Below are 21926 nucleotides of genomic sequence, written 5' to 3' on the forward strand. Positions count from 1 at the left end.
TCAGGTTATTCGTTAACAGTTGCATAATAGATCCTTAAGCGCGTTTGGTATTCATGGGTTTTACTGTGAAAATAAATGCGGTCTGTGCCCAGCCTGAAATCCTTGTCGGTCAGGAGAAAGAGCAGGCCGTTCTCGTTGAATGCCTGGAGCTCCATCTGCGACTTCACAAAACCGGTAACATCTACCGAATACCGGGTGTCGCGCTGCAGATCGGTATCTTCCAGCAATGACACTTCATACGATGAAGCGCTGTAGATATCGTTACGACGGTCTGCCATGTACATTCTGAGCGTTTCAGGCAGCGCCGTTAAACCATTGTATGACCGCCGAACGGTATACACATCCAGGATGGCCCGTGTAACATAAAAGTTGGTGAGCTGCTTCAGGTCGCGCAGGTACGGCATGTCTATACGCAGCGCAAGCCCAGCCCCTGATTGGATATAGGACTCGTCATGGGTGTACACCGAGCTCACTTTGTCCTTGTACGAGCGGAAGCTTTTGAGGTAGGGATTGTCGCGGCTGGCAATGATCCGGGTTGAGGTGTTGGCCGTGTTCACCGTAAAAGAAACAGACTTCTGCTCAGCGGGCACAACGTTGCGGTCGTAGTAGTATAAACGCAGCGACACGTTTTTAAAACCGATGATCCCTGAGGAACCAGTGGTATCAGGAATAATGGCAAACCCTTTCAGGTATTCCAGGAACTCTTCGTTGGATTGGAATTCCTCGTCGCCGGCTGCTGCCTTCTGGTAAAAGCTCTGGCCAAACGAAGAAGACAATCGGATCTCCACGGAGTCTTGCTGATGCGGGCGGGGCACAAAGGTCACGGAGCCCACAGGCAGCGGATCGGTGCGGAAGCGGCTCGTGTTGTAGATGTTGTCGTCTTTACCGGGCTCGATGTCTTCCAGCGCAAAATGAGCTTTGAGGGTCATGGCTGCAGTTGTATCATAATAAGCGTAACCGTCATAAGGCAGTACGAGGGCCAGGTAATCGAACGCGATCTTGGGGTCATCGAGCACATCAACATCGGCAACGCTCACCTGCAGGTACGACAGCGCTGTGATGCGACCGAGACGTGCATCTTTGTTAGAGCCCAGCAGGATGCGGTCTGCACTGCTGGTGATCAGGCTATCGAACTTCACGGTCGAGATCCTGACCGTAGCCGAATCGATATACGACGCATCCAGCGATCCTCCTCCAAAAACATCCAGCCCGATGCGAGACGAGTCCGAGCCACAGGAGAAACAAAAAAGGAGTACCAGCATCCATAGAGCAGGATTTTCAGGATTAGCAGGATTAGAATTGGTACGTCCCTCCATTTCGTGCGACAGCATTTTATTTTTTCTACACATCCTAAATCCTGTAAATCTTGTAATCCTGTAAATCCTGGTTTAATCCAGTAAATCCCATAATCCTGTAAATCCTGATCCCAAAGGAAGAAGGTGCCAGCGCTTTATCCAAGGAGAGTAGACCATCTCCGTCAATGTATCTACGAGGCGGCATTTTATGAGTACAGCACTTTCATACGCAGGCTAAAGCGATGTTTTTTAGAATACGCGCGATGATAGACACAAACCTGCTATTCGTAGTCACACTCCGGGAAATGATCTCAATGCTGCAGGCGATTAAAATTTAACGCCGTAGCTTTCGGCATTTATCCTGTCAGAATGAAATACCGCGCACTGCCACTGTTGTCTTTGCTCTTGTTAGTTGCCTGTTACCACACGTTGCTGGGACAGAACACGTTCAGCTCTCCTTACTCTGTATATGGACTGGGCATGCTGAACAAACGCACCGCATCACTCAACCGTGTTATGGGCGGAACTGGCATTGCCGTTCGTGATGCCATGAACATCAATGCCGCGAACCCGGCCTCGTACAGCGCCATCGTTTCGCCCGTGAGTCATGTTTTCGAAGCTGGATTCTATGTTGAATCCAACCGTTATGCCAAAAGCACCATGACGGAATCACAAAGCAATGGGGGCCTTAACAACCTGAACTACTGGTTCAAGTTCAAGCCGCGCTGGGCATCTACCTTCGGCTTGTCGCCCTTCAGCAGTGTTTCGTATACCATCACCAATCAGCAGGAGCTCGGCGCAGGTGAAGAAGCGAATTATACCTATGAGGGTTCCGGTAACATCACCCAGCTGTACTGGGGAAACTCGTTCATGCTGCACAAGAATTTATCGGTGGGCGTAAACCTCTCGTTCCTGTTCGGATCGATCCACAAAACAGAGTCGGTAGCCGCGCGCTCTATCCCGAACATGCTTACACTCGATAATAAGATCTACACCAACAAGTTCGACGCCGACTTCGGTGTACAATACAGCATTCCTTTCGGAAAAAGAACGGTGACGCTGGGTGCCATTTACAACAACGGCCTCTCGTTGACAGGAAAAAGCACAGCGGCCCTCTATGATCAGCTCAATGACACGTTGAACAGCTGGACCAAAAAAAGCCTTCAATACACCCTGCCTCCCACTGTGGGCGGCGGTATCTCGTTACAGTCCAGCAGATCTATCCTCACCTCCGACGTCAGGTTCGAGCAATGGACAAAAGGTAAATTCCCTGACAACGAAGAGCTGCGCTTTTCTGACACGTGGACTATGTCTGCCGGATACGCCTACCTGGGCAACCCGGGTGGTGAAACTTTTCTGGACGTACTGTCCTTTAAAACAGGGTTCTACTGGCAAAACTATTATCTCAATCTGAAAGGATTGTCGCTCCCGAACTGGGGACTCTCCGCAGGTCTCTCCATTCCTGTCTTCGATGGAAAATCCTCCATCAACCTGACGTATTCGTTCGATAAGCTGGGCACCACCCAAAACAACCTGATCCTGCAAAAATCCCAAAAGGTGATAATCGATGTGGTGATCAGGGATCTGTGGGGAGTGAGGAGGAAATTTGATTAGAGTGAGGGTTAATGTTGGTTCCCGCAGATTCCGCAGATGAACGCAGATACAGATACGCTACTGAAATAGCTATATTTTATCTGCGTCATCCCGACGACGATGATCTCAGATAGGTTCTGTCAAATACTGTTGCTGCTCTTAAGCTCTTGCGATTTTGCTGACACACGTAGATATCGCTGCATCAATCTGCGCCTATCCGCGTGATCTGCGGGAAACATCCACTTGGGAACATCTACTTTAGAAACACCCTCGTTGAATATTGCTGCTCCCCAATTCGGAGCCTCATGACGTAGATCCCTTGTGGTGTGTTCTTGGGATCGATGGTGTAGGTCTGGTTGAGCACACTGGACAGGTTACCACTGGTGACCTGCTTGCCGGTAACATCGATGAGCGCGTAGGCAACGTCCTGCCTGGTGGAAAGGTTGAAAGTGATGTAGAATTCCGCAGGCCCGCTGGGATCGGTTCCGTAGACACTGTAGGGTTGATCTACCGACTGCGGTGCCGGATTATCAGAAAGATAGAACTCAATATTATCGAGGTAAAGATCGTTGACATGGCCATTGCTGACCACGAAGGCGATCCTCATCTGGCCTTCTCCCGCCAGGCTGCTCAGGTTCACGAACTGCCTCCGCCACTGCGCTTCCGACGATGGAACTTCCGTAACAGCGGCATCCATACCTGTGAGCACACCTGCATCTTCGCTGAGCAAAACCTCGTACGTGCTGCCGCAATCTTTGGAAGCGAGCACTTTAAAGACTTCCCTCGCGCCTTCTTTCTTGCTTCCAAAATCCGCATTCTGGTATGAGAGGTCGAAGAACACGCTGGCCACATTCGTCTGTGTGAAATCCAGCACCGGACTCACCAGCCACGCTTCGTCACCGATATTGATATTGTGATCGCTGTTGAAATAGAGCGATTGGCCATAGTTGGTGCCCACTGTCTCCCAACGCATGCCATCGGCGGGATTGGTGATGGTCCACTGATCGGCATAACTGCCATCGTCAAAATACTGGCGCAGGGGGATCAGGTCCGATGCCTTGTTCAGCACCGAGATCACTTCCTTACGATTGTCGGTATCGTTCTTGTCAAAAAAACCGTTCGTCTCCGAGAGCGTGGTCGTGAACCTGTTCTCGCCAGGGCTGAGGATGATGCCCGGCAATGTGATCTCCTGCTCTTGACCCGGCGTGATGGCAAGGTCGTTGAAGATGACCATCAACTGCTGTACATTGTCCACCATACCGGTGATCTTGAAGCTTGTGACGGCAACCTCTCCGGTATTCTTTACCTTGATCACCGGTGCAACGGCGCTATCGCAACGCACCGGCGAAGGACTCACAATGGCCGTGATGGCCGCATCCGCATCGGCGCTTCCCGTAACCGCGATGTTGTCGAGGTAGAGGTTGTTGCCGCGTGCATTGACGCCCACAAAGGCGAGCTGAACGTTCGACAGACCTGCATAGTCCCGCAGGCTCACGATCTCTTTTCGCCAGTCGCTTTCACCCGAAGGCACAAAGGCAATGCCGGAGTTCTGCGCCGTGGCCAGCGCGCTGCCCGATTTCGAATAGACCTGACTTCCGCCGCTCAGGCTATTGCTGCAATCCGTGATCACGTAAACTTTCAGTCCATCGGCTGCACTCTGATTCCCTGCGTAGGCAACGTCAAAAGCCAGGTAAGGATCTGTTGCTGACGAGAGATCGACCACTGGTGTAAAGACAATATCTTCCGCTCCCAGAGCTTCGGAGGCATTGAAGAATTTCATGTAAAGCGCTGTATTGGAGGCGTTCTCTTTCGTGGCTGTTCGCACACTCCAGGCGGTGAGTCCGTCGGCATTGCCAAGCTTCCATGCCGCGGGCTGCGTGACGAATCGTTCCGTGAATGGCATGCTGATGTTCTCAGGAACCAAAGCGGTCACACTTTTTTCGTTGTCATCAGTTTTGCCATCCGAGGCACCGTTGGTCTTGATCAGCTTCACTTTCACTGTATTCGATCCGGTAGCCAGCGACAACGGTGAAAAAGTGACCGGTGCGTCAGCAGCTACCGCCACGGGATTGTTGAACACAACGTCCCTTGTTTCCTTCACGACTCCATTGACATACAGTTCGATTCGCGCAGTAGTCACAGGGTTGGTTCCTTCGTTCACCACCCGGATCGAGGGCACGACGCTCCCCGCACAAATGTTCTCCACCGGACTTGTGATGGAGCGTATGGCAAGGTCGTCCTGCACGGGCGATGGATCATCGGCGCCATCGGAGACCAGCAGGCTCGCCCTGCGCGGACTGTTCTCGATGACCGTCATCATACGATCAGCCTGGCCACTGGTGAAAAGGTTCATACACGCGTCGTTGGTGTAGTCCATATAATTCTGGAACATGGTGTGCACGGAGCAGGCAGTCTGTGGGTGTGACGGGCAGCCGCTGGTGCTGTTTCCCTGGTCCGGTGTATCGGCCACATAGTCGCCATTGCCACCGCACAGGCCATTGTCATCGCCCCAGATGTGCCGCAGCCCGAAAAAGTGCCCTACTTCGTGGGTGGCAGTTCTTCCGCGGTTGAAAGAAGAGGTAAGATTAAAGTTGCCATCGTCCAGGCTGCCTGTTACGGTATAGTCGATCGCCACGCCATCCGTGAGGCGGTTATTTTCGGCAGACTCCAGGCCTGCGAGACTCGACACAGGAAATTGCGCATACCCTAACAATCCTGACGAGAGGTCAGTAACCCAAAGGTTGAGATAGTCTTCTGCAGGCCAGTAGCTCTGGGCTTTGAGGGTGGCGTCATCATTCACCGTCCATGTGTTTTTCGATCCCCTCACCCGCACGATGCCGGTAGTAGGTTCGCCTGCTGGGTTTTGTTTGGCCAGCACAAACTCGATATCAAGCTTCGCTGCCACACCTGCGAATTCCGATGGCGTGGATGAGGCATCGGTATTGAGCCTGTTAAAATCCCTGTTGAGCACCTTGATCTGTGAACGCACCTGCTCGTCAGAGATGTTCACTCCCGTGCCAACTGCCTCACCTTTGTGGATGATGTGCACCACCACGGGAATACGGTACGGACCTGACTGCACACGGCCGCTGGCACGGCTTCTGCGCCGCTCCCCGATCCAGCTTTCAAATCTGTTATCATCTTCGCGCAACAAATTCTTGTCGCGGAGCTGCTGGGTCATTTCAACAGTGCCGCAGCGGTCTTGCGCTAACGTTTGAAAGATGCCACAGCAAACGAAAATCACAGTAAAGAGCCCAACCGCATATTGTTTTATCATAGCGTCATGATTGATCCCACAGATTGCCTGGCGGCTTTGGATTGATGGTTTGACGCCATCGGATCGCTCGTGCGGAAACGATCGCGCCATATTTTTCTCCACTTTCTTCTTTGTTTGGCATTAAAGGTCTCCCAGATACTCTGGCTCCGGTTCAGCAGGCACCGGGCTACAGTGAGCTGTAGCGCAGTGCGGTCACCGGGCATCTCTGAAACCGCCGCCATGAGCCTCGCATAATACTCGCGGTTGATATCGGTGATCTTCCTGGATTGATGGGAATCCAGCCTCAGCTCGTGACGCCAGAACAAAGGATCATACAACACCAGTGTTTTCAGTGAAGTTTCCTGCTGCGCATGGCATCCGTAAGCCAAAACCGTGAAGATTAGAAGAAGCACAAACCGTTTGAAAATTCTCATCATATATCCCGCCAATATACGCTATGTAACGCCTGAAACTGTTAAAGATTCCCACTTACCTGCACTGTGTAGCCAAATCAGTTCATTCCATAGACAAACCAATCTCGAATATCTATGTAAAAAAGCTTACCAGCCGTTTAAAAATCACCCTCAAAGGGTTTAAACCCCTTGAGGGCTGTCCCTCGACACGAACGGATAAAGCACTTCCTTTGATATAAACCCCATTGGATTTTCAGGGCCATTCTTTTATTATCGTATGAAAATCAAACTAACACCATGCAGGATAACAACAGGCGCAAGTTCATCAGGCAGTCACTAACAACCGTTGCCGGTCTCGCGGCAGCGACCCTGCCTTCAAAAATTTCGGCAGCTCCCGGAACCTATGCCACACCGGATACAACAGGTAAGCGCCGGAAAGAGCCTGGGCGCACAGCCACCATCCGCTTCTCCGTGATAGGTCTCAACCATGGCCACATTTACGGACAGACCGAAGCTGTGATCCGCGGCGGAGGCGAGCTGGTCTCTTTTTATGCCAAGGAACCCGATCTTGCGGCAGCCTATGCCAAGCGTTACCCGCAAGCCAGGCTCGCCAGCAGCGAAAAGGAGATCCTGGAAGATGATACCATCAAGCTGGTAGTAAGCGCCTCCATCCCTGCAGACCGCGCACCGCTGGGCATTCGTGTGATGAAACATGGTAAGGATTTTATGGTGGACAAGCCTGGCATCACCACACTGGAACAGCTCGCAGAAGCAAGAAAAGTGCAGAAGGAGACCAAACGGATCTATTCGATCATGTACAGCGAACGCTTCGAGAACAAAGCCACTGTAAAAGCGGGCGAGCTGGTGAAAGCCGGCGCCATTGGCCAGGTGATCCAAACCATCGGGCTTGGTCCTCACCGCCTCAACCTGAAGTCACGGCCCGAATGGTTCTTCGATAAAAAATTCTTCGGAGGCATTCTCTGTGACATTGGTTCCCATCAGTTCGATCAGTTCCTGTTCTTCACGGGCTCTACCAAAGCTGACGTAGTGGCCTCTCAAACCGGCAATGTTCATTATCCTCAATACCCGGCATTTGAAGATTTCGGCGATGTGACCGTACGGGGCAATGGCGGAAGCGGATACATCCGTGTAGACTGGTTTACCCCTGACGGCCTCAAGACCTGGGGCGACGGCCGCCTCACCATTCTCGGCACAGACGGCTACATCGAGATCCGCAAGAACATCGACATCGGTGGGCGCGATGGTGGAAATCACCTGTTTCTCGTGGACCAGAAAGAGACCCGTTATATCGACTGCAGCCAGGAGCCGCTGCCTTTTGGCGAGCAGCTCGTCAACGATGTCCTCAATCGTACCGAGACTGCTATGACCCAGGAGCATTGTTTCCTCGCCACCGAACTCGCCCTCAAAGCACAGAAGCATGCGCAGAAACTTGAGCTGAAGAAATGAATGCAAAGTCCACGGTCCACAGTCGACAGTCCACAGACGATCGTGTGAGGTCAACTGTCTATGCTTCGTTTCTAAGTAGCTGTCAGGATCGTATTTTGAACTGTGGTTAGGAAGTGGATATGACACCCCTACTGCTGTGGTCAGTGGACCGTCGATCGCGGTCTGAAAACAAAAAAGCCAGGCGGTAAACCTGGCTTTCGTTATATTTTTCGATTGTAATCTCACTGACGCGATTTCCGGTAAGGCTCCGGCACGCCACACTTCTTTAAAAATGCCGCAGCTGCTTCGTTCTTCCGGATGACAAAAGGATCGTTCTCATGAGTTTTCATGTTTTTGTCAACCTCAATCGTAATGGTGCGATCGCCGATCTTGATTACTTCTATCATAGCGCTGTATTTATAGATGCAAATTACAAAATTATCTACGTTTTGCCAAGAGTGCTTCGTAACGCCTGTTCCGCTGAAAGAGCTCCCATCCATTACCATCCAGTGTTCCCCAGATATCAAACATTTTTTCAAGCTCGGGTAAATTCGCAGCCACTCCCATAGCATAATATCTTGCTCGCGCCGGCGTGTTTCCCTGCGCAAAAACAAACGCACCGGGCCTCTTGTTCGTGAACGTGATCACGGCTTCTGCCACGGTTGCCAGGATCCGCTGCGGGTCTTTATTATCCGATACGATAAGATCATCGATAAGGTTTTCCTTCTCCTCACTGTAATCGCCGAAAGCCAGGTTGTAAATTCTCAGAACAGAATCTGCAACAGGCATTTCCGTAAACCGCACCATTTTCTTGATCTCACCCTTTGGGCCGATGCTGATAAATTTGAATTCCTGAAAATCGGCGCTGGCTTTGATCGGATATCGCTCCAAGTTCATGTTAGTTGGTCCACTGTCGACAGTCCACGGCCATACTGTGCCGCAATTACTTTTTCTGAGTCTTCAGGCAAAAATGCACGACATAAATAACCTTATGGCTATCCTTTGTAGCCTGCCGACCACTTAAAGATAAATGCAAAGTTTAAACCTGTAGCAAAAACTATCTGGTATTTTAAGATGACACGGCATCTAGATCAGAACGCAATACACTTGTTACCAGGATTAAAGGATTTACAGGATTTGCAGGATTAAATACAGATGATAAACGGCATTTTTCCTCTACAAACCAATGTCCATGCCGTTAATACCATGCCAATTGGAGCACACGGCATGCATCTCATTAGGGAGAATACCTGTACCATTTTATGATGTACTGCTTGAGATCAACCACGTCAGTGATCCGAAATAAAAAAGCCAGGGTATAAACCTGGCTTCGTGATATTTTTTCGATTTGTATTTTAATGCCCCGTGCCGTGTCCGGTGCTGGCTGTTCTTTTCACATCTTCTTCCTTCAGGGTAGACAAGAAGCTTACCAGGTCGCGGATCTGCTTTTTGGTTAGCAGCAGGTTCATAGGAGGCATGCTGGAGCCACCGTTGGTACGTTTGGCGATCAGGTCTTTGCGGATCAGTGTATCGGGTTTGTCGCCTACTTTCACCACGAGGCCGGCAGGCTTTTCTTCCTGGAGGATGCCACTCACCTTTCCGCCATCTTTCAACTCCAGGGTGACGGTTCCGAACCCGGGGGCTATGCGCGCACTGGGGGTGATCAGCGCTTCCAGGATCTGTGGCCTTGTGAGCCTTGCTGCTACACCGTTCAGGCGGGGCCCTGCATTGCCACCGATGTCATCAAAAGAATGGCAACGCATACACTGTGCGGTCTGGTTGCGGAAGAAGATCCTCCTGCCACGTTCCGCATCTCCTCCCACCAGGGCCCCTGCGTATGCGGCGGCCAGTGAATCGGGTGACAGCTTCGCGCTGATCTCTTTATATCGCGTGATCAAAGGTTGTGAGTGCGTGCTGTCGATCGCCTCGGCGAGCTCGAGCTGGATCTCGGCTGGCAGCTTTCCGTTTGAGAGCTTCGTGAGCAAGCCTTCGAATACTTTTTGTGAATGCTTCACGGGCAGGGTACCAAGGGTGAGCAGCGCGGTTTGCTTCTCTTCTGTTGTGCGCGTGTTGATGGCCTCCGATAACAGTGATACCATCAGGTCTTTCGGCATGTCCATTTTGGCCAGCAGGTCGAGGCCGGCGATGCGCACTGTTTTGTCCTTGTCAGAGAGCGCTTGCCTGATGGCTTCATCGATCCTGTTGTTTTCCATGGCTGCCAGCGCCCGGAGTGCTTCTACCCTTACTTCGGGTTCGCTATCGGTCTTCAGGCGGGTGAAAAGCTGCGGCACTCCCTGATCGATCTTCAGTTTGCCAATGGCTTTCACGGCGCGCAGACGCAAAGAGAATTCCTTATGACTTGTCAGCTTTGTCAGCGCGTCTAATGATTTTTCTTTTACCGGTGCCGCATCCCTGCTCACCTCGCCACGGTATCGTCCGTCTACACGATCGAGCACAGAAGGTTTGGCCCAGGTGCTGAGGGCGTCGACAGCTTCTGCGCGCATCGCTACAGGGGTGTCTTCACGCAACGCATAGAGGATCAGGTTCTGCATAGACTTATCGGTGCCCGTTCTAAGGCTGGCGCTGATGGCGCGCCTGATCAGCGCTTCGTTGGTGAATTTTGTTTGCGGCAGCAGGTCGCCCAGCGCGGGCAACGCTTCCGGTATGGAAAGATCATCGTTGATGGCCCGTGCCGCCTCTGTTACGATGAATTCATCCTTGTCATTCAGGAAGTTAGTGATACCGACGTGGCGCATGCGACGGAGCGCTACTACCGCGGCGATCCGCACGGCACGTGACGTATCCTTCGCCAGGGCAACAACAGGTTCCGCCTTCCCGATCCGTGCCAGTGCAAGGCTTCCTGCGTGGCGGATGTAAGTATCCTCATCGTTGTTGGACCTCAACAGCGCAATGACAGGCTCGATGGCAGGTTCATACGCGATCCTTCCCACGGCTTCTGCCGCGAAGAAACGCGCGCGGCTGTTTTCATCTTTCAGCAGTGGCAGCAAAGCTTCACCTGCCTCCTTGTATCGTACGTCACCGAGCCATTTCGCGGCTTGTGCCCTGATCTCGGGATCGCCGTCTTTCAGCAGCGGCAATAACAGCGCGCCATGCTTCTGATCTTTACGCGCAAACTGGCTGATACCCCAGATGGCATGAACCCTTGCCAGCTGATGGGTTGTCTGCGCAATGTTTTGTTTGAACACCTCGAGGCCGTCTTCACCGCGTGTTGCCAGCTGAAACTGGGCTTTCTGCCGCACCCGCATGTCGGCGTGCTTCAGGAGGTCGCTCAGTTGTGCCTCTTCGTATTTGCTGAAGTCGGCCGCCAACAGGGTCTGGGTCTGCTTGCGCGCCTCACTGAGTCCCTGGGAGACATCCAGCTTCCACACGCGGCCGTGGTTCTTGGTGTCCCAGCCATCGATCCAGTCGGCCAGGTACATGGCGCCATCAGGACCGAAGTCGATGCCCGTAGCCAGCACGCCGCTCAGGATCATCTTGTTCTCGCCCAGCTCGAAGCCGGCACCCTTGGGTTTGAGCTTGAAAGCATGAATGCCCGAACGTGAAGGGTTGCCCACAAACTCACCTACGAAAAACGTGTTGTTCCATTCTTCGCTCAGTGCCGTGCCCGGATTATACAACATGCCGGTAGGGCCGCTCACAAAGTTGGCGATGGTGGGTGTGAAATATGCAGCCTGGCCTTCGAAGCGAGGCAGATACATTTTTTCATCCATCCATACTTTATAGGTATTGTTGTCAGGGTCCCTGTACTTACCGAACTGCCAGTTGGTGCGCCAGCCAGTATCCGAGCCGTTGACAATGTATACGATGCGTTCTTTTTCGCCAGGGTGATCTCCGTCGTTGTCTTCGCTGATCAGGTTTCCATATTCATCGAATACAAACTCGTGGGTGTTCCGGTTGCCGTAAGCGAACACTTCAAAATCACTTCCGTCGGGGTTAGACCGCACGATCACGCCGCTGTTCGGGTGCTCCCACTTCTGTCCGTCAGGACCTGTGCCGTTGAATCCGATGTCGCCGATCTGCCAGTAGATCTTGCCTTCGGGACCCATCTCCAGGCCCGACATACCGTGCCCTCCGAATCCTATGTGAATGCCATAGCCATGAGAAATAGAGGTCTTTTCGTCGGCGAGTCCATCGCCATTTTTATCCTTGATGCGCCAGAGGTCCGGGCCTACGCCGATGAAGAGGTCCTCGCCTTCCACCAGAATGGCGCCCGCTACATCCGTTACTTCGTCGTTAAAATCTTCCATCACCAATTGTGAAAGGTCTGCAACGCCATCGCCTGAAGTATCTTCAAGGCGGTAGACATGCTCTTTCTCGATGGTCATATCTTTCCAGTCGTGCGAGCCATCTCCGTTCAGGTCCGCCAGCCACTCGTTCTTCTTGCTGTTCTCGGGAGACAATACCTTGTGAAGGAACGCACGTTTTTCTTCGATGTTCTGCAGGGCGATGGAGCCAATCTCCCAATCCTGGTGACCGCGGATATCGAACTCGGAGTTCTTCTGACGGTTGGTGCGGGTATAATAGATCTTTCCGTAATCGTCGATGTCGATGGAGACAGGATCCGCCACCAGGGAATCGACACCCCACAATTTGAGTGTGAACCCTTCCGCGAGCTGGGGTGTGACGGTAGCCTCGATGGCCTTTGCCATCTCAGCGGTTTTTTGGGGGTCGATCTGTTTGATGCGCTTGTCTGCAGGCCCCTGGTCGCTGCAAGCAACTGGCAACAACAGAACGGCAAGTATGAGAACAACGGAAGCTTTCCATTGGATCGTCGAAGTCGTGGCAAATAATTTCATGCTGAATGGCTATTAACTTTTCAAGATAGCAAACCGGGGCCAATAGTCGCAAACCGAAGATAAAAAAGCAATTTCGGATCACAAACAAGCACAAAAGCACAGGATAGTACAGGACTCTACCGTCAGGACAACAGACTTACCCTCTTACATGTTACTACAATTTTGAAATTAATGCCGTTGCCCAAAAAACAATAGCTGACGAGAATGCAAAAAATGCCTGGAACCAGCCAGGCAATTAGAAAATAAGCATTAGCAGACCAATACTGCAGCACCTGCTATTGATCATCGCCGGAGCGTGAATGTGCAGTTCGCTTCAGCCCTACGTGGCAACCTTCTATGCAGCCACGCATGCTCAGCTTCAACAGGTCTTCTGTGAAACTGATGTGGTATAATCGCGACACGGTGTTAATGTCAGGCGTTGTCGTGGGCTTTGTGGTGAACAGCCCTACCAATTTGTGCCCGGGATCGTGAGGATCTTCCAGAATCAGATAGTATGGATACGTTGAAAATTCGTCTATGTTAGACGTCAGCGTACCATCAATTCTAAAAGTGATGGTCTTGGCGGGATCGGTAGGCACCTCTTTGGTAACGTAACCCGCACCGGGTGAGTATCCATACTCAGTCATGATCCACGCGCCTTCCAGGGTATCTCCTACCGGGAGGAAATCAGGCCCGTCTTCGCCACAGGCGCTAACAATAAGAACGGACAATAAGGCGAAGATTTTTGTGAAGAGGTTTTTCATCATCATGTGTTTGTAGTTTGATAACTAATTGACACGACTACCAGGCGGGAGGTTGGAATACGTTTACAAAAATGCCGATCAGCGAATGGGTACGATTCGTTCTCTAAGCAAACTTCTTACGGCTGTCGTATGCCAGGCCCAGTCCCACGCTCGATAGTTTGTTTTCGTCGGCCAGGGCTGCCTTCGGAAAGATCTGTCTGAACGTCTGTTGCACGAGCGGCACTTCGGTGGTTCCGCCGGTAAGGATCACAAGCTCTATATCATCGTTGCTGATCATGGCCTGCTTCAGACACTGCGCGGCGGCATTCGAGATCTTTTCTACTTCGTGCTGAACGGCGTCTTCAAACTGTCCGCGTGTCACTGGTATTAAAAGGCCGTCCTCCACAAAACCGAACGATGCATCATACCTTTCCTGGGCCGTGAGCGCGATCTTGGTGTCTTCGGCGGCAGCCAGCAGCGAATGCCCGGTCTCCGTTTCGAGTACCTGCAGCAGCCTTCGGAATTTTATTTTGTCGTGCGACTGGATGAGCAGCTGCCGGGTCTGCGAAACGATCTTGGGTGTATAAAGGAAATTCACTTTGCTCCATTCAGCCAGGTCGTGATAAAGCTTCAGGGGCACTTCCAGCTTTTTGTCGCCGTACGTGCTCCGGTATCCGAACTCAGGCAAGATCACCTCTAAGCTCAGGTCCTTATCGAGATCGTTCCCTCCTACGCGCACGCCGGTGTTGGCCAGGATATCAGAAGACCGGTCTGCTCTGCCGAGGTATTGGTCCGACAGCCTGATCACTGTAAAATCAGAGGTTCCGCCGCCGAGGTCCGCCACGATGGCCAGCTTCTCACCTTTTATGTTTACTTCGTGCGCGAAGGCGGCCGCGATGGGCTCGAACTGGAACGCTACATGCTTAAAGCCAACCATCTCCGCGATGGTCCTCAGCTCGTCTTCAGCGCGCCGGTCCGCTTCCGGATCATGGTCCACGAAGTGCACCGGCCGTCCCATCACCACATTGTCGATCTCACGGCTTGTATGCTGGTGAGCTTTGTTTCTCAACTCTTTCAGGAACAGGGCGATAATCCTGTCAAACTTCATGAGCTTGCCGTTGACAAGTGTGCCCTGCTTCATCAGCGAAGTGCCCAGCACACGTTTCAGGCTTCGCATAAAACGGCCCTCGTGGCGGTCGAAGAACATTTTAACAGCCGCTCTGCCGAAGCTGGCAGCATTATCTTTCTTCTGAAAGAAAATGGCGCTGGGTTTGGTGACCTGCACATCCTCCACCGGCACCAGGCTGACGGTGTCACCTTCTGCAATGGCAATGCTGGAGTTAGAGGTACCAAAATCGATGCCGCAGGATAAGTGAGCCATGGGATGGAATGTTAGTGGTGTTGGGAAAAGGGGGTGCAAATATAAGGGATATTGGTGAGGGAGAAAGTTTTCTGTGAAAAAAGTCAGTGATCGGAAAAGGTACGAGATACGAAGTACGATCACCCGATCTGCATTCATCGTACCTCGTATTTCGTACCTCGTACCTCCCGTAAATCGTGGTCTGTGGACTTTACGGTTGCCAATCCTGTTTATTCCTCCTATTTTAGGTTCCAACGCAATCAATTTTATTCCAATCGATGAACCACTTCAATATCAACCGCAGACGCTTCCTGCAGGGAGCTTCGGCATCACTGGCCCTCACTACGCTGGGCGCTTATGGCATGGATATCATCCACCCGCAGCAAACCCGCAAGGTGGCTTTGATCGGCACCGGATGGTATGGCAAAAGTGATCTGTTCAGGCTGATCCAGGTAGCTCCGGTTGAAGTGGTGGCGCTTTGTGATGTCGATAAAAATCTGCTCAACGCGGCTGGCAACCTTGTGAAACAGCGCCAGAAGTCCGGCAAGGTTCCCAAGCTTTATGGCGATTACCGGAAAATGCTGGCAGAGAACCAGCTCGATATTGTGCTCATCGGTTCTCCTGACCACTGGCACGCGCTACAGGCCATCGATGCCGTGAAAGCCGGGGCGCACGTATACGTTCAGAAACCCATCAGCGTGGATGTGATGGAAGGAGAAGCCATGGTTGCCGCCGCACGCAAATACAACCGTGTGGTGCAGGTGGGCACGCAACGCAAAAGCACGCCACACCTCATCGATGCCAAGAAGAACATCGTTGATGCAGGACTGCTGGGCAAAGTGTCGCACGTTGAAATGTGCTGCTACTATCACATGCGCGCCAATGGCAATCCGGCGGTAGAACCTGTGCCCGATTTCTTCGATTATGAAATGTGGACCGGTCCTGCGCCGCTGCGTCCTTATGATGGGCTTCCCCACATCCGGTGGTGGCGCACCTTTATGGAGTATGGCAACGGCATCATGGGCGATATGTGTGTCCACATGCTCGACTCCGTTCGTTGGATGCTCAACCTCGGGTGGCCTAAGCGCATCAGCTCCACGGGAGGCATCTACGTTCAGAAAGAAGGCAAGTCAAATATCGCCGATACACAGACGGCGATCTTCGAATACGACGGACTCAACTGCGTGTGGCAGCACCGTTCGTGGGGCACACCTGCCGATCCCGAGTATCCTTGGGCCTTCAAGATCTATGGCGACAAAGGAACGCTGGCGGCCAGCACCATGCAATATGACTTTATCCCGGAAGGGAAAGGAGTAGAAAAGATCCATAAAGATGTTGTCTACGAAAAAGAAAAATATCCGGAAGACCTGACGGAAGAGCGCATCGAGCTGAATGCCGCCCCCGCCACGAGGCTGCACATGCTCGACTTCCTGAAAGCCATCGACGAAAAAAGTAAACCTGTCGCCGATATCGAGCAGGGACATATCTCCACAGCAAGTTGCATCCTGGCCAACCTCTCCATGAAAACGGGACGGCCCCTGGTTTACGATCCCAAAAAACGCGAAGTGACCGGCGACCCCGAAGCCACCAAACTGTTGCAGCGCGCCTATCGGGGACCGTGGGTGCACCCGAATCCGGAGAAGGTGTAGAATTAGGTACGAGGTACGAAGGACGAGGTACGATGCCTTCTTCGATCCGGGCGCCACGTACTTCGTACCTCGTATCTCGTACCTTTACTCACGCTCCTTTTCAAGATTCACAGGAAGTCTCCTCACCCTCTTCCCCGTTGCAGCAAACAGCGCGTTGGCCAATGCAGGCGCTATAGGCGGAACACCGGGCTCGCCTGCACCACCCATGGGCCCCTCAGACGGCACAATATGCACTTCAACCTGGGGCATCTCATTGATGCGCAGCATGCGGTAGTTATGGAAATTGCTTTGCGTGACCTTTCCCTGCTCCAGCGTGATCTCCCCGTACAAGGCTGCCGTAAGTCCATAAACGATGCCTCCTTCCATCTGCGCGCGAACGCCATCCGGGTTCACGGCCAGTCCACAATCAATGGCGCACACCACGCGGTGTAGGCGGATCTTCTTATTAACCACCGATAATTCAACGATCTGTGCAACGTAGCTGTTCATGGCCTCGTGCACAGCCACGCCCCTGAACCGGCCTGCAGCCATGGGGTTGCTCCATCCTGCCTTTTCCGCGGCGAGGTTGAGGGCGGCCAGGTGGCGGGGGTGATCTTTGAGCAGCGTACGCCGGTAGTCCACGGGGTCTTTCCGCGCAAGCGTTGCCAGCTCATCGATCAGCGACTCCATCACGAAGCAGGTATGAGTATGCCCCACCGATCGCCATGCCGACACCGGCACATTGATCTTTGTAGTGTGCAGTTCCACCGAATGATCGGGAATAGTTGTAAGGTAGGGTGAGCCATGCACACCACCAACCGAGCTGTAGTCGATGCCATTGGGGGCGATGTCGTTTTCAAGGATCGTGCCACCGAAGAGGGATTGTCCCACCACGTGGTGCCGCCACGACTGCGGATATCCATCACTGCCGATGCCAATGATCGCTCTATGAACATAAAAAGGACGATAATATCCGCCTCTGATATCGTCTTCCCGCGACCACACCAACTTCACCGCCCTTCCGCTTGCCTTGGCGATGTGCACCGCGTCCATCATCCAGTCGTCCTTGAAGGTGCCACGTCTTCCAAAGCTTCCGCCGATCGCGGGTGTATTGAACTCAACCTGCTCGGGCTTCAGGCCCAGGAACACCGCCACTTCGGCCTGGTGGATCAAAGGCGATTGTGTGCCTGCCCATACTTCACATTTGTCTTGCGTGATCCTTACCGTACAATTCAAGGGTTCCATCGGTGAATGGGCCAGGAAAGGAAACGTGAACTCAGCTTCAACAACCTCCACGGCCTGGCTGAGCGCACGTTCCACATTACCCCTATGTTGTGTGATTCGCCCCGCGGTACGGGACAACCTTTTATATTCTCCTTCCAGTGCAGTAGTGGTAACGGTTTCAACAGCGCCATGGTCCCACTCGATCTGAAGTGCGTCGCGTCCGAGCTTCGCCGCCCAATAGTGATCAGCCAGCACAGCAACGCCTGCCGGGATCTCTAGTACATCGTGCACACCCTGCACAACTTTTGCACGCGCGGCATCGAGCGTCTTCACCTTGCCTCCAAAAACAGGCGGATAGGCCACCACTGCCGTGAGTAAGCCTGGGAACTGGATGTCGATGCCGTACTTCGTTTTGCCACTGGTCTTGTCTGGCGTATCGAGTCGTTTCTGAGGTTTGCCGATGTATTTCCACTGCGCAGGTTCACGCAGCTTTACCGATGGCACGGGCAGCTTCGATGCGTCGGACGCTATTGCACCGTAGCTGAGCTTCCGGTCTCCGCTGATGACGTAACCGTTCTCCGTTCGACACGCTTCCGGCGCAACATTCCATCGGTTTGCAGCAGCGCTTACTAACATGGTACGGGCCGTTGCTCCTGCCAGGCGATACCGGTCAAATTCTGAACGGGTTGAGTCCGAGCCACCGGTGGACAACGCATAGACCGATTCCGCAAAATCGGTTCCTTTACCACCCGGCCTATGCGCTACTTTTATCTTGCTCCAGTCAAAATCAAGCTCTTCAGCGATCAGCATGGGTAACGTGGTCCAGACCCCCTGCCCTATTTCCACCTTGGAAATGATGATGTGAATACTATTGTCTTCGCTTATATGCAGGAAAGCATTGAGCGCCACTTTCGCCAAAGGTGTGTCCGATAAGGAGCGCAGGCCTCGAGCCGGCACACTAAAAGAGATCAGCAGCCCACCCGCGGCGAGCGCACCTGTTCTGATAAAATCCCTGCGGTTGATGTTAGCTGATTTCCTCATGGTGTGTTGCTGAAGACTTTCCTTTTTAAGCGGAGCTCCGCCGGCACGGTTCCGCTCATACAGATCAAAGAAAAGTGTCTGCTGAATCAACTGGAAATGATATTGACCAGAAGCATACGCAGGAATACGAAACACACGGGTGAATTGATGAAAGGTTAGACCAAATTCTGTCAGGAAGGTCAGTCTCGATAACGACAGACTTTATTTTAACTGCCATAACGGTCTGGTGCTGCCCTGAGACTGCCAATTTGCTACAATTTCTCCTCGACTATAAAACTGGTAAGATCATTGAAGCAGTACAGTTGGGCGATGATGAATTATGCATACGCACGTTAAAACAGGTATCACTTCATTTGTCAACAGTTTTCTACTGCTGGTAGTGGTTGCGGGCATATTGAACGTTGACCTGCCTGAAAGTGATATTCTTTCTGGCCACAGTGACCGTAAGATCCTTTATCGCATAGAGCTTACATTTGATGCGGCGAGCCATTCAGTCTTTCCTGTTTTATCCATTTCCGAAGTCATCCCGGGAAACGATGCAACAGCTTGCATTTTCACTCCGCACTTTCGTTCACCACACTTCGGCGTCTCTTCATTAATCATACACAACACTGGTCCGGTCAATAGCCGGCCATTTTACGCTACCCATAACCATAGCAGGTTATTTAATATTCCGCATCAAAATTCAGGTGAGGATGACGCGTTCGTTTTACCGGTCGATGTAGCGTAGATCCTTCCGTCATTCTATTCCTTCCGCAGGATCTTTGCCGCTGCATCAGTTGTTGTCCTGACAGGACATGCAGATGAACGATGTTAAATTTTCAACTGAATGTAAAATGGAAGCGATTAAGAAGATCAAAACTTTTCTCCATAGATTAAAACAGACCTCGGTTACCAAAGATGTCGAGCCGTACGAAAGTCCGCTGGTACAGACCTTTCAGCTCGTTAGCGAAATGGCTGCCAAAACCGACAAGGAATTAAAGCGGATGACCGCTGTCATCAGAAAAAAAGTGCGCGCGGGCGAATCCCCGGATGCGCACATGACCGGGCTCTACGCCATTGTCGCCGAAGCATTCAAACGAACACTGCACATCACACCCTACCGGGTACAAGTATTGGGAGCCATCGCCCTCCACCAGCGAAATATCATTGAAATGCAAACCGGCGAAGGCAAGACGCTGGTAGCAGTGTTTGCAGCCTGTCTGAATGCCCTGGGCGGCAAAGGTGTGCACGTTCTTACCTTTAATGATTACCTCGCCAAACGCGACGCCAACTGGATGCGGCCTGTCTATGAATTCATGGGATTGTCTGTTGGCTTTATCCAGGAAAACATGCCCGCCACGGAGAAACGGTCTGCCTACCGTTGTGATGTCACCTATGGCACCGCCAAGGAAGTAGGGTTCGACTACCTTCGGTCCTGCATGGCGTATGAACCGGGCGAGATCATTTTGCGCGATTTTAATTATGCGATTGTAGATGAAGCCGACGCGATCCTGATAGATGAAGCCCGGAATCCGCTGGTCTTTGCCGGCAACATAGAGGGGCAACCCGTGGATCATCACCAGGTTGCCCGGTACGTTTCGAGCCTCGCGCTCCACCGTGATTTTATGCTGGACGAATATGCGCGGAATGTTTTTCTGACCGACCATGGTATTGAAAAAACAGAGCGTTTTTTTTTCTGTTCAGAATCTGTACGATGACAACCATCGCGATCTGCTCATCGCCGTGAACCTCGCGCTGCAGGCCCGGTCCATGCTTCGCAGGGATGTTGACTATATCATTGAAGACGGACGCATAAAATTGGTCGATGAATTTACCGGCAGGATCGTGGAAGACAGGAAATGGCAGAACGGGTTACAGGCGGCGGTGGAAGCGAAGGAAGGATTGGTGGTACAGTCTGAGGGAAGGATCCTGAATTCCATTTCGCTGCAGCATCTCATGAATTGTTATCCGAAAATCTCAGGCATGACCGGCACGGCGCAGCATGCTGCCGAAGAATTTGCGAACTTCTACGGCCTCGGTGTTACGGTGATCCCGCCGCACAAGCCCTGCCAGCGCATCGACCATCCCGACAGGATCTTGACTCATAAAGCGGCGAAAGTAAAGGCCATCATTGAAGAAGTAGAAAAGGTGCATCAGACAGGCAGGCCCATATTGATAGGCACATTAACCGTAAAAGAATCGGAAGAGCTGCAGGCGGAAATGCAGCGACATGGTATCCCCAGCACCGTGCTCAACGCGAAGAACAATGAACTGGAAGCAGCCATCATCGAGCAGGCCGGAATGCCAGGCGCAGTCACGATCTCCACAAACATGGCAGGGCGTGGCACAGACATCATGCTGGGCGGCAGAGAGCAGCGCTCAAAGCAAGCAATTGTGGCCGCCGGCGGCTTGCACATCATTGGAACAAACCGACACGAGAACCTTCGCATCGACTATCAACTGCGAGGACGTGCCGGAAGACAGGGCGACCCGGGCTCTTCACAATTTATCATCAGCATGGAGGATGACCTGATGACCAGGTACAGACTCAAGAGCCTGCTGCCTGAACAGCTCAGAAATTTGCGGCAGGATGAGCCGATACGCCACGCCACCATCACCAGAAGCATCGCGCAGGCGCAACGTATTATTGAAGCGCAGCTTTACGAGATCCGGCTCAACGTTCATCAATATGCGCATTTCATTGAAAAACAACGCATCATCTTTTTTAACAGGAGGCAGGACATTTTCCTTTCGGAAGAAACACGGTTAAAAGAATATAACCTCTTTCAGCATGATCTGCTGTGGTCGCATTACATGAACGATATTGCAGCGCTGCGGGAAGGAATTCACTGGCAGCGCATGGCCGGGAAGAATCCGCTGCAGGAGTTTTATAAAAGTTCCGATGCGATGTTCCGGCAACTGATGGAAGACCTTGAAGACAAGCTTCGCGACCCGGGTAGTATCAATGTTTCCGAGCTTGAAGTAAAACGCCCGTCCTCCACATGGACCTACCTGGTAAACGATAATCCATTTAAAAATCCGTTAGCGCTGATGCTCGGCAGCATCGGCCATCAGGTCGATCTCCTGGCAGGCCCCCTCATGATGGTCATGAAAATGTTTGGATGGCCGAAGCGGAAAGATTAAGATAT

At 52.3% G+C, this 21926-nt stretch carries 15 protein-coding genes; 5 read left to right on the forward strand and 10 right to left on the reverse strand.

The genetic code is table 11. The features are described 5' to 3' along the window. Positions 1-5: 5 nt before the first annotated feature. Positions 6-1262, reverse strand: coding sequence for a DUF4270 family protein (locus tag KK083_RS12095; protein WP_254163494.1), 1257 nt, complete (start codon positions 1260-1262; stop codon positions 6-8). Between the two features lie 402 nt (positions 1263-1664). Between KK083_RS12095 and bamG the strand changes: the two genes are divergently transcribed. Further along, positions 1665-2909: a BamG family beta-barrel-assembly machinery protein gene (gene bamG, locus KK083_RS12100; RefSeq protein ID WP_254163495.1), complete on the forward strand. Its 1245-nt coding sequence runs from the start codon at positions 1665-1667 to the stop codon at positions 2907-2909. Positions 2910-3141: 232 nt separating this feature from the next. Here the strand turns inward: bamG and KK083_RS12105 are convergent, their stop codons facing one another. Together KK083_RS12105 and KK083_RS12110 are read right to left on the reverse strand one after the other, a co-directional pair. Beyond that, entirely contained in the window at positions 3142-6165 is a 3024-nt protein-coding gene (locus KK083_RS12105; RefSeq protein WP_254163496.1) for a T9SS-dependent choice-of-anchor J family protein, read from the reverse strand. Then, the gene (locus KK083_RS12110) at positions 6162-6581 is read right to left on the reverse strand and encodes a hypothetical protein (protein WP_254163497.1); all 420 of its coding nucleotides are present in this window, start codon (positions 6579-6581) and stop codon (positions 6162-6164) included. The genes KK083_RS12105 and KK083_RS12110 overlap by 4 nt, the downstream gene beginning before the upstream one ends. 273 nt (positions 6582-6854) lie before the next feature. Between KK083_RS12110 and KK083_RS12115 the strand changes: the two genes are divergently transcribed. Then, a complete protein-coding gene (locus tag KK083_RS12115) occupies positions 6855-8024 on the forward strand; it encodes a Gfo/Idh/MocA family protein (protein ID WP_254163498.1) in 1170 nt (389 codons plus the stop codon). Between the two features lie 221 nt (positions 8025-8245). Here KK083_RS12115 and KK083_RS12120 read toward each other — a convergent pair whose 3' ends face one another. The 5 genes from KK083_RS12120 to KK083_RS12140 form a co-directional block, all read right to left on the reverse strand. After that, the gene (locus KK083_RS12120; protein WP_254163499.1) at positions 8246-8410 is read right to left on the reverse strand and encodes a hypothetical protein; all 165 of its coding nucleotides are present in this window, start codon (positions 8408-8410) and stop codon (positions 8246-8248) included. Between the two features lie 31 nt (positions 8411-8441). Then, positions 8442-8900, reverse strand: coding sequence for a DUF6934 family protein (locus KK083_RS12125; RefSeq protein ID WP_254163500.1), 459 nt, complete (start codon positions 8898-8900; stop codon positions 8442-8444). A 458-nt stretch (positions 8901-9358) separates the two neighbouring features. Then, entirely contained in the window at positions 9359-12820 is a 3462-nt protein-coding gene (locus tag KK083_RS12130; RefSeq protein ID WP_254163501.1) for a HEAT repeat domain-containing protein, read from the reverse strand. A 275-nt stretch (positions 12821-13095) separates the two neighbouring features. Beyond that, positions 13096-13569 (reverse strand): hypothetical protein, encoded by a 474-nt coding sequence (locus tag KK083_RS12135; protein ID WP_254163502.1) that lies wholly within the window; start codon positions 13567-13569, stop codon positions 13096-13098. A gap of 97 nt (positions 13570-13666) precedes the next feature. Beyond that, a complete protein-coding gene (locus tag KK083_RS12140; RefSeq protein WP_254163503.1) occupies positions 13667-14923 on the reverse strand; it encodes an Hsp70 family protein in 1257 nt (418 codons plus the stop codon). 257 nt (positions 14924-15180) lie between these two features. On the opposite strand from KK083_RS12140, the gene KK083_RS12145 reads away from it, so the two are divergent. Next, a complete protein-coding gene (locus KK083_RS12145; protein WP_254163504.1) occupies positions 15181-16551 on the forward strand; it encodes a Gfo/Idh/MocA family protein in 1371 nt (456 codons plus the stop codon). Positions 16552-16635: 84 nt separating this feature from the next. Here KK083_RS12145 and KK083_RS12150 read toward each other — a convergent pair whose 3' ends face one another. Together KK083_RS12150 and KK083_RS32515 are read right to left on the reverse strand one after the other, a co-directional pair. Further along, positions 16636-18795 carry a xanthine dehydrogenase family protein molybdopterin-binding subunit gene (locus tag KK083_RS12150; protein WP_254163505.1) on the reverse strand — a complete coding sequence of 720 codons (2160 nt, stop codon included), beginning with the start codon at positions 18793-18795 and terminating at the stop codon, positions 16636-16638. Between the two features lie 367 nt (positions 18796-19162). After that, positions 19163-19285, reverse strand: a complete 123-nt coding sequence (locus KK083_RS32515; RefSeq protein WP_262899507.1) for a hypothetical protein — start codon at positions 19283-19285, stop codon at positions 19163-19165. 346 nt (positions 19286-19631) lie between these two features. On the opposite strand from KK083_RS32515, the gene KK083_RS12155 reads away from it, so the two are divergent. Continuing rightward, positions 19632-20495, forward strand: a complete 864-nt coding sequence (locus tag KK083_RS12155; protein WP_254163506.1) for a DEAD/DEAH box helicase — start codon at positions 19632-19634, stop codon at positions 20493-20495. Beyond that, positions 20443-21921, forward strand: coding sequence for a preprotein translocase subunit SecA (locus KK083_RS12160; RefSeq protein ID WP_254163507.1), 1479 nt, complete (start codon positions 20443-20445; stop codon positions 21919-21921). The genes KK083_RS12155 and KK083_RS12160 overlap by 53 nt, the downstream gene beginning before the upstream one ends. Positions 21922-21926 lie beyond the last annotated feature (5 nt).

This window comes from Chryseosolibacter histidinae (assembly GCF_018598225.1).
In the GTDB taxonomy this organism is placed as follows: domain Bacteria; phylum Bacteroidota; class Bacteroidia; order Cytophagales; family Cyclobacteriaceae; genus Chryseosolibacter; species Chryseosolibacter histidini.